Below are 9,701 nucleotides of genomic sequence, written 5' to 3' on the forward strand. Positions count from 1 at the left end.
TTTTTCAATTCCTTGCCAATGGTTGCCGAGACTTTGAGCAAGTAAATGTATAGCCTGCAATTTTTCACGCTTGTCTGAGGGCAAGAAGTTGTTGTTCTAACTCTTTAAGTGTCACGGATGTAAATCCTCTGATGTTTGGTCAGGCTAAATTTACAATTTTATCAATTGCTAAGTACAACATTTCATTAATTCGTAGCGAATTCTCCGCGTACCTCTGCGCTTCCCTCTGCGCCACTTTGCGTTTAAATTTAAACCCTCAATTCGCCACGATTTTACCTAAAGCTGTACTTAGCTAACTACAAAATTTACCAACTTTCCAGGCACGACAATTACCTTTTTAATCTCCTTACCTTCGATGTAACGTTGGGCAATTTCTGATTCACGGGCATATTTCTCCAACGCTGCTTTATCTGCTTGTGCTGGTACTTGAATCGAGCCACGAGTTTTGCCCATAATTTGAATTACTAAAGTAATTTCATCAGCTACCAAAGCAGCCGGGTCAAATGACGGCCAAGTTTGAGTGTGAACTGAATTATTTTCACCCAATAAATGCCACAATTCATCAGCAATATGTGGTGCAAAGGGTGCTAGTAATACCACCAAAGTCCGAATACCTTCTGCATAAATTGGTGAATTTTTCCCGCCGGCATCAGTTAGGGCGTTACTCAACTTCATCAATTCTGAAATAGCTGTGTTGAATTGATATTCGTCTTCAACGTCTTCTGTCACCGCTTGAATAGCCGTGTGAATTGCCCGCCGCAATTCCTTTTCTGCCTTAGTTAAATCAGCGAGTTGGGCTTGCTTACGGGATACCCCAGCTGCAACATAATCTGTAACCAAACGCCAAACCCGATTTAAAAAGCGGAATTGTCCTTCCACATCGGCTTCATCCCATTCCAGGTCTTTTTCTGGCGGCGCTTTGAACAAGATGAACATCCGCGCTGTATCTATACCGTATTTGGAAATTACATCTTCTGGGGCTACACCGTTACCCTTTGATTTAGACATGGTGGCGTAGAGACGTTGCAGTGGTTCGCCTGTCTGAGGGTCGCGGGGGTCGCCTGAATTTACCAGATTAGAAGGAATCCATTTATCTTTGCCGCCCTTGTTGGGATTTAGGTAAGTTAAACCCTGTACCATACCTTGAGTTAACAGCCGTTGGAAGGGTTCATCAAAGTTTAACAAACCGCGATCGCGTAGTACCTTAGTAAAGAAGCGCGAATACAACAAATGTAAAATCGCGTGTTCAATTCCACCTACATACTGATCAACTGGCATCCAGTCGTTAATTTTACTAGAATCAAAAACCTGTTGTTCATTCTTAGCGTCAGGGAAGCGCAAGAAATACCATGAGGAATCAATAAAAGTATCCATCGTGTCAGTTTCCCGCTTTGCCGGAGTGCCACAAGTTGGACAAGGCACATTTACCCAGCTTTCCAACTGAGTCAAAGGTGAACCGCCACGTCCAGTAAATTCCACCTCTTCCGGCAACTGTACAGGTAAATCTTTATCAGGCACTGGCACTATCCCACAGTTGGGACAGTGGATTACAGGTATCGGTGCGCCCCAGTAACGCTGGCGCGAAATTAACCAATCGCGCAAGCGATATTGCACCCGTACTTTACCAAAACCTTGTTGTTCGGCGTATTCAATTATCGCTTGTTTAGCATCTGTGGAAGTCATACCAGTAAAAGACCCAGAATTAATTAAAATTCCTGGTTCAGTGTATGCCTGGTTATATTCAATTTGGATAAGTTGTGTGACTTCATTAATCTCTGATGTTGGAGTTAAGTCAAAACCTGCAACATCATCTGGGGAAGCGATGACAAAATCAATTGGCAAATCGTAATTTTTGGCAAACTTAAAATCCCGGACATCGTGGGCTGGTACACCCATCACTGCCCCAGTACCATACTCATACAGTACATAGTCAGCAATCCAAATTGGCACTTCTTCACCTGAAAATGGGTTAATTGCCACCCCACCTGTGGAAATACCCCGCTTCGGTTTATCTTCAGCAGTACGTTCCAACTCACTTTGATTGGAAACCTCTTTAATAAAAGCTTCTACGGCTGCTTGTTGTTCTTTTGTAGTGACACGCTTTGTTAAGGGATGTTCTGGTGCTAACACCAGGTAGCTGACACCATAAACGGTATCTGGACGTGTGGTGTACACGGCGATTTTTTCATCTATCCCAATGATAGGAAATTCTAAGTAAGCGCCTGTGGATTTGCCAATCCAGTTTGCCTGCATTAATTTAACGCGTTCCGGCCAACCTGTTAACTTATCCAAGTCATTGAGTAATTCTTCGGCATAATCGGTAATCTTGAAAAACCATTGTCGCAACAATTTGCGCTCAACTATTGCGCCACTGCGCCAAGAACGTCCTTCGTTATCGACTTGCTCATTTGCCAATACAGTTTGGTCAATGGGGTCCCAATTTACTGCTGCTTCTTTTTGGTAAGCTAACCCCGCTTGCAAAAACTGCAAGAAAATCCATTGCGTCCACTTGTAATAATCGGGTGAACAGGTAGCAAGTTCACATTCCCAGTCAATGGATAAACCAAGACGCTGCAATTGTTGCCGCATCTGGGCCATATTCTGATAAGTCCACTTTGCTGGCGGTACACCACGGTCAATGGCGGCATTTTCTGCTGGCAAGCCAAAAGCATCCCAACCCATTGGATGTATTACTCGATAGCCTTGCATTCTTTTAAGGCGGGCAATCACATCGGTAATCGTATAATTACGGACGTGACCCATGTGTAGGCTGCCCGATGGATAAGGGAACATGGATAAAGCGTAGAATTTTGGCTTGTTGCTAGCTGTGGGTGTTTTATCTAAGCCAAGTTCTACCCATGTTTTTTGCCATTTTTCCTCAATCGCTGCTGGGTTATATCGAGAATCAACATCACGTATTTCCAATGGTTTCATGCCTGTTACACTTTACTTCTACTAATTTTCTAGTATTTGACCCTTACTAGTACATTTGAGCCACTATTTTGAGGGAATTATCTGTATAGTAATTTTCTAATTTAATTTACAAAATCAATTTACTATTTTTTTCTACCCCCCATTCCTATCTATCTTATATCCGTGACACACTCCACACACTGAATTGGAGTACCAATTTCAGTGTGGGCTTCTCAACCAATCCAGCTATTGCTTAGGAGGCGTTGAGCTTTAAGAACCGCGTGACCGTCGGCTCTATTCAAAATATTCACGGCTGCATTATGATCTCGATCAAGACTGCGTTTACAATTGGGGCAGTCATGCCATCTTTCATGCAGTTTTTTAGGAACTTTCACCCCACAGCTAGAACAATCTTGTGACGTACCTGATGGATTCACTGCAATTACCAATAACCCAGCATTTTCGCGAAAGTGTCCACGGGGATACTCCCCGGTGGCGCATTTCGCGGCTTTGGTTGTGAGTATCGATAGGAAGCTTGACCATCCAGCGTCATGCACAGATTTAGCTAGCATGGAACGAGAAAGACCTTTGACGTTTAAATCTTCATGAACTACAACATCATATTTTTCCAGTAGATTACTGGCGGTTTTAAAGTGAAAGTCTTTGCGCTTGTCAGCTACTTTTTTATGTTGTTTAGCGACTTGCTTAATAGCTTTTTTGCGTCGATTGCTCCCAATATGCCGCCGTGAGATACGTTTTTGGATTACACGCAATCGTTTCTGAGATTTACGGTAATGCTGGGGGATTGAGACAACATCACCTTCAGAAGTTGTCAAAAATTCCTTTAAACCAAGATCGATACCAGTGATTGAATCTGCATTAAAATCGGGCAAAATATTCGGAACTGTTGTATCTTCAAGACTCAAGGTTAAATAATAACCATCAGCCTTCCTGGTTACCGAAGCAGTTTTGATTTTAAATCCATCTGGTATTGGACGATGCAAAATAACCCTGACTATACCAAACATTGGCAAGGTAATCAGGTTGCCTTGCAGACACCCATCCTTCATCTGTGGATAAGTAAAAGTTCTGTATCGGTCGCGTGATTTAAACCGAGGTCGTCCACTTCGCTTGCCATTGCTATCACCCTTTAAAAACCGATCAAACGTTGCCTTAACTCGTTTGACTATATCCTGTAGTACTTGCGAATAAATTTCACCGTACCAAGGATGAGTTTTTTTCAGTTGTGGCAGCGTTTTCTTTTGTGAATAATAGTCTGGGTTGTCCCGGAATTCTGGTATATGGCAGACAAGAGGACAGGCATTAATTGGTGAGCGATTGCGCTCGTACCAATCAAATCTATCAGCCAACAAGTAATTATATTGAGCGCATAGCATAGATAGCCATCTGTCTATATCTATGGCTTGTTTTGTTGTTGGTCGTAGCTTGTATTGATACGCTGTCCTCACTTGTCCACCCTCAACCGTTAAAGCTATAATACCATAAAAGTGACAACGACGGGTAGACAAAAGTGAAAACTACTAGATTAAATGTGAGAATGTCTGAGCGCAGATTAAACAAACTTCGCTCTTATGCTGCAATAAAAGATAAAACAGTCACGCAAATAGTAGAAGACTGGGTTGATAGACTGCCAAATGCAGAGAGTGTTAAAATTAACGCTGACCCCCTCCCTATCAATCCTGCGGATTGAGTTGGTCGGAGGTCGCGTTAATTTCAACCGCCTTATATCTCGCCACTGACTCGGAGTACCGAGTACAGTGGGAGGCTTACGGCGTGAAAGCTAAAGTTCCTGGCGACTCTGTTACCTGTAACCTTGGTTCAAAGCTAATAGTACTTTTATACTATAAAAAGGATACGTCAAAACTATTGTGATTTTATATCCCTATCTTTATCATCCCCAATGCAATACCTGTACTCGCACGGCAATCGAGAAATTTTTGTAAACTAAATATCCCCCACTTCGTAAAAGTTGTGGGGGATTTTGTTTCTCTGCAATGACTCAGGATTGCTAGATTACGCTAAATCAAAAAGTAAGATTTCGCCGCCGATATTTGTGCTAATTTCTAGCTGTTCTTCGCCGTTGATTTGCACTCCATCGCCTGCTCTGAGTTCTTCACCATTTAAGTTAACTATACCTTGCGCTATTTGTAACCAGCCATAGCGATCGCGTTTAATTTGATAATTAACAACATCACCTGACTCTAAAACAGATGTGTATAAATCAACATCTTGGTGAATTGTCACAGCACCATCGCGCCCATCTTTAGCAGCTATTAAGCGGAGTTTGCCGCGTTTTTCTTCCAGAGGAAAAGCTTTTTGTTCATATCTTGGTGTCAACCCTTCTTGATCGGGAAGAATCCAGATTTGTAGCAAGTGTAGTGGTTCGTCTGGTGAAGGATTAAATTCACTGTGGCTAATTCCAGTTCCAGCACTCATAATCTGTGCATCACCGGGACGAATTACTGACCCAGTACCCAAGCTGTCTTTATGCTCTACAGCACCTTCTAAAACATAAGTGAGGATTTCCATGTCACGATGGCTGTGGGTAGGGAATCCAGCACCAGGGGCGATGCGATCGTCGTTGATTACTCGCAGAGAACGAAATCCCATGCGGTTGGGATCGTAAAAACTACCGAAGGAAAATGTGTGATAACTATCGAGCCAGCCCATTTTAGCGTGACCACGGGCGTTTCTATCATGAATTAGATGGCTAATTGTATTTTGAGACATATATTTACCTCATTGTTAATCAGTATTTAGAGACGCGATGAATCGCGTCTGTACAAGAGTTAGTAATTAGAAGGTAATTAGGATACTTTTTCACTAATGAATTTGAAGTATTAATCTTGAGATATCACTTTTTGAAGATATTGTGGAGTTTTTCGACCTAGTTTTGAACTATTTCAATAGTAAAGTATATACATATAAAAGAAAAGTACGCACTTAAAAGTGACGTACTTACCAAAAAGATACTACTAGATTTAAGAAAGACTACTTTTCTCAGAAGTGCTTATTTTACACCAGCAGGGATCTTTTCAATTTTAGTAGTAGCCGCTTTGCCATTCTCTGCTTTAATTTCTGCTACTTGCAAATGAGCTTCTAAGAACCAGAGTCGTTTGTCAATGGTGCGGGAAATTTCGGTGTAAAGGTCGGCGGTATCTAGGTCGCCTAATTCATCAGTTTTATCGATCGCTTCTCGGAGATGTTTAGCATAGAATGCATAACGATCTGACAAGGCTGTTACATGGTCTTTACCATCCAAAATATCTAAGGGATATTCTGGCAAAATTGAATTACTAGCTGCGGCGCGGGCTGTTCCAAAAGCGTATCCGCCTAAAGCTGTGACACGTTCAGCGACCATATCGATGTATCCTTCCAATTCCCCAGCAAGCTCATCAAATAATAAGTGTAACTGGTAAAAGTCAGTACCTTTAACATTCCAGTGCGCTTGCTTCGCTTGGGTTTTCAAATCAGAAGTAGCTGCCAAAGTTTGGTTGAGAAGTACCACGATTTGCACTCGCGCTTCGGCGGGAATGTCAATGCGGGTAGGGTACAAACGTGATGTAATGCTGTTGTCGCTCATGATTCTACGTTGTTAATGCCTTTTACATCTAACTCTACAGAATTGCTTGGCTTGGCGAAACTCTCTGACGACCGATTGAATTAACGCCTGAATATGTTAAGGTTTATTACTATTAGTTAATACGATGGTTTTCTATGGTATTAAAAGTACCACCGAAAAGGCGATCGCGAATTACATCATTGTGCAAAAAGTCATGAGGAAAACCCAGTTCAATTTGACTAACTTCATTTAAACGTTGCAAATGTTCTGGCAAGAGGGTGATATTTAAAGAAGCTAAGTTATCTTGAAACTGCGTTAATTTACGTGCCCCAATTATCGGAATAATTACACCACTTTGAGCGTGTAACCAAGCTAATGCTACTTGTGAAGGTGTGTGTCCAATTTCGATTGCAACTTCACTGACAACTTGAGCGATCGCTAAATTCCGTTCTGAAATAGTTCCAAACGCTGGATTTACTAATCTTCCTTGTTCGCTACCCTCTTGAGGAGGCTGATTATACTTACCTGTCAGCACACCACCACCCAAAGCCGACCACGGTGTTACTGCTAAATCCAAAGCTTTAGCCATCGGTAGCAAGTCACGCTCTGGGGTTCGTTGAATTAAACTATACTCAATTTGCAAAGCGACAAACTGCGTCCATCCTTGGTATTGAGCGATGGTATTTGCTTGGGAAACGATCCAAGCGGGTGTGTCAGAAATACCGATGTAAAGTACTTTACCTTGACGGACTACATCATCAAGCGATCGCAAGACTTCTTCAATAGGTGTTGTGAAATCCCAAGCGTGCAACCAGAATAAATCAATGTAATCGGTATTCAGTCGTTTCAGGCTACCTTCTAAAGACTGGATTAAGTTTTTGCGATGATTTCCACTGGCGTTAGGGTCGCCCTTTTTGTTATTCATCTGCAAGGGAAAGGAATATTTTGTCGCAACTACAAAGCGTTCCCGTTCTTTAGCAATCAACTCACCGACAATTTTTTCACTGCTACCATCGGTATAACCGTTGGCGGTGTCAATGAAATTTCCTCCTGCTTCTGCATAGCTATCGAAGATTTTATGGCTTTCGTCAACAGATGCACCCCAACCCCAATCTTCACCAAAGGTCATGGTTCCCAAGGAGAGTTCAGAGACTCTTAACCCGCTTTTGCCCAAGAGTTTGTATCTCATGAATATTTTCTCATTAATGAAAAAACTAAGCAAATACTATTCCAAAAGCATGATAACTGGAAACTGGGGGCAATGTTTGAGAACATGCCGTTTCGTATTTGTGTTGTCGTGCTATTTAAATGCAACGGCCGCTTTGTTAATCCACACTATTCTTTTTGTCACCTCCATTTATCGAGAGGATACATAAAAGTTACAGTTAAAAATCAAATTAATAAATTAACTGAGCATCCTACTTAACTAAGACTTACGCAAAAACCTCTCAAACTCTCATTTCTCCCTGACCTCTGCATCCTCAAATATCTCTAACCAATTATTAAATATCCTGCTGTTCTAATAATTTAATAAAGAGAAGGAAGAAATGCTTAACTGAACTGTATTAAGCCATAAGTAGGGGCACAGCATTGCTCATTGGTGTCAACTTAAGCAAAAAGGACGTATCAGATGTAATCTAATAAAATCTTGGTTGATGTTCTTAGTGATACATCATGAGTAGAAAACGTCCAGCGCGAACAGGAAACCCAGATTTGCGGCAGCAAAAGCATGTACCAGCGCCGCCAATTGCAGAAATCGAGCAAGAAATATTTTCATTACTATCTCCTGGCAACTTTAAACCGCTAAAGTTGTATAAAAACGAAGAAAAGAAAAAATTCCGAGACAGAATATTGACCTTACCAGTGATGATGGCGATCGTTGTGAGTTTAGTATATCGTCAGATTCCTGGGTTAAGAGAAGTACAAAGAGTATTGTCACAAGAGGGATTGTTATGGGTAGAGCGAATGGAAGTGAGTGCCCAAGCAGTATCGAAAAGATTGCAAGCAATACCAATTGAATTATTTGCACAAATTTTTGAGCAAGTAATGCAAACAATCACTACCAGACCAAAACATCAAGTAATTCCAGAAAATTGGCAACCAGTATGTAGCAAATTCACGGCTATCTGGATTGCGGACGGTTCAACCCTAGAAGCGCTAAGAAGGAAGTTAAAAGCACTCAAAGAACAAGAAAAAATACTGGCAGGAAAAATCATGATGGTGGTGGAAGCTTTTAGCCATCGACCAGTCACAACCTGGTATACAACCAACAGTAAAGCCAATGATAAAGTTTGGTGCGATCAATTACTCGAACGCTTACCAGTAGGTGGATTACTAATTTTTGATTTAGGATTTTTCAAATTTCCTTGGTTTGATGCATTTACCCAAGCTGATAAGTTTTTTGTGACCAGACTACGAGAAAAAACTTCTTACAAGGTGATCCGTTGTTTGACAGAAGCCCAATTTTACCGTGATCAAATTATTGAAATGGGGGAATATCGCTCTAACCCTTGTCACCGACAAGTACGTTTGGTTTCTGTTTTATGGGGTTCAACTTGGTATTGCTACCTGACAAACGTACTCGACCCACAAATGTTATCTGCACAGCAAGTCTGTGAATTATATCGTCGTCGTTGGCGCGTTGAAGATGCTTTTCTGCTCACGAAACGGCTTTTAGGTTTAGCCTATATTTGGGTTGGTGATACTAATGGTGTACAAATCCAAATTTTTGCTACTTGGATTTTTTATGCTGTTCTCAATCAATTATGTCTCGATGTAGCGATCGCTCTTAACCAACCTCTAGACCAAATTTCTACAGAGATGGTTTTCCGCAGTTTATACCATTTCTCCCAAGCTGTTCTCCGTGGTGATGCCAGTGAGGCTGTTCCTTATCTTGTCGAACATCAAAAGCTCTTTGGATTAGTCAAATCCAGGCGTAAGCGCCATCGAGAGATTGACGTTTACACTCAACAAATTTGGGCTTTATCTTCTTAAGTTGACACCAATGAGCATTGCTGTGCCCCTACCGCGTAGTCTATATTACCTGAAAATAGCTGGAAACATGATATTACGTCTTGACAGGGAAACGAGAAATTGTCCATAAGATAAGCAGGAAAATTAAGTAAATTACGCCAACTAGCCCAAACTCAATCAAAGGAATATAGGTTACTTCGTAAATTCTGCCCAAGCCGCGTTCAGTTAGCCC

General features: G+C 41.5%; 7 protein-coding genes. 2 read left to right on the forward strand and 5 right to left on the reverse strand.

All coding sequences use genetic code 11. From position 1 onward, the window contains the following. Nucleotides 1–288: 288 nt before the first annotated feature. Entirely contained in the window at nucleotides 289–2,934 is a 2,646-nt protein-coding gene (leuS, locus tag VE944_RS13990; RefSeq protein WP_324977947.1) for a leucine--tRNA ligase, read from the reverse strand. A 212-nt stretch (nucleotides 2,935–3,146) separates the two neighbouring features. Continuing rightward, complete coding sequence (locus VE944_RS13995; RefSeq protein ID WP_324977959.1) at nucleotides 3,147–4,382, reverse strand: RNA-guided endonuclease InsQ/TnpB family protein; 1,236 nt, start codon at nucleotides 4,380–4,382, stop codon at nucleotides 3,147–3,149. Nucleotides 4,383–4,444: 62 nt separating this feature from the next. On the opposite strand from VE944_RS13995, the gene VE944_RS14000 reads away from it, so the two are divergent. Next, the gene (locus VE944_RS14000) at nucleotides 4,445–4,624 is read left to right on the forward strand and encodes a hypothetical protein (protein ID WP_324977950.1); all 180 of its coding nucleotides are present in this window, start codon (nucleotides 4,445–4,447) and stop codon (nucleotides 4,622–4,624) included. A 323-nt stretch (nucleotides 4,625–4,947) separates the two neighbouring features. Here VE944_RS14000 and VE944_RS14005 read toward each other — a convergent pair whose 3' ends face one another. The 3 genes from VE944_RS14005 to VE944_RS14015 all read right to left on the reverse strand — a co-directional run bounded on the left by VE944_RS14005 (nucleotide 4,948) and on the right by VE944_RS14015 (nucleotide 7,685). Then, nucleotides 4,948–5,664, reverse strand: a complete 717-nt coding sequence (locus VE944_RS14005; protein WP_324977952.1) for a pirin family protein — start codon at nucleotides 5,662–5,664, stop codon at nucleotides 4,948–4,950. A 280-nt stretch (nucleotides 5,665–5,944) separates the two neighbouring features. Next, nucleotides 5,945–6,517: a DNA starvation/stationary phase protection protein Dps gene (gene dps, locus VE944_RS14010; protein WP_324977954.1), complete on the reverse strand. Its 573-nt coding sequence runs from the start codon at nucleotides 6,515–6,517 to the stop codon at nucleotides 5,945–5,947. 112 nt (nucleotides 6,518–6,629) lie between these two features. After that, nucleotides 6,630–7,685 carry an aldo/keto reductase gene (locus VE944_RS14015; RefSeq protein WP_324977956.1) on the reverse strand — a complete coding sequence of 352 codons (1,056 nt, stop codon included), beginning with the start codon at nucleotides 7,683–7,685 and terminating at the stop codon, nucleotides 6,630–6,632. A 485-nt stretch (nucleotides 7,686–8,170) separates the two neighbouring features. Here VE944_RS14015 and VE944_RS14020 point away from each other — a divergent pair, with 485 nt between their 5' ends. After that, on the forward strand, nucleotides 8,171–9,490 hold the full coding sequence (locus VE944_RS14020; RefSeq protein WP_324977957.1) for an IS4 family transposase: 1,320 nt from the start codon (nucleotides 8,171–8,173) through the stop codon (nucleotides 9,488–9,490). Nucleotides 9,491–9,701 lie beyond the last annotated feature (211 nt).

It is taken from the genome of Nostoc sp. (assembly GCF_035638895.1).
Classification (GTDB): Bacteria; Cyanobacteriota; Cyanobacteriia; order Cyanobacteriales; family Nostocaceae; genus Nostoc.

Excerpts from the sequence above, each read along its gene's own strand:
- leuS (WP_324977947.1), bottom strand. The coding sequence starts at position 2,934 with ATGAAACCATTGGAAATACGTGATGTTGATTCTCGATATAACCCAGCA.
- VE944_RS14005 (WP_324977952.1), bottom strand. The coding sequence starts at position 5,664 with ATGTCTCAAAATACAATTAGCCATCTAATTCATGATAGAAACGCCCGT.
- dps (WP_324977954.1), bottom strand. The coding sequence starts at position 6,517 with ATGAGCGACAACAGCATTACATCACGTTTGTACCCTACCCGCATTGAC.
- VE944_RS14015 (WP_324977956.1), bottom strand. The coding sequence starts at position 7,685 with ATGAGATACAAACTCTTGGGCAAAAGCGGGTTAAGAGTCTCTGAACTC.
- VE944_RS14020 (WP_324977957.1), top strand. The coding sequence starts at position 8,171 with ATGAGTAGAAAACGTCCAGCGCGAACAGGAAACCCAGATTTGCGGCAG.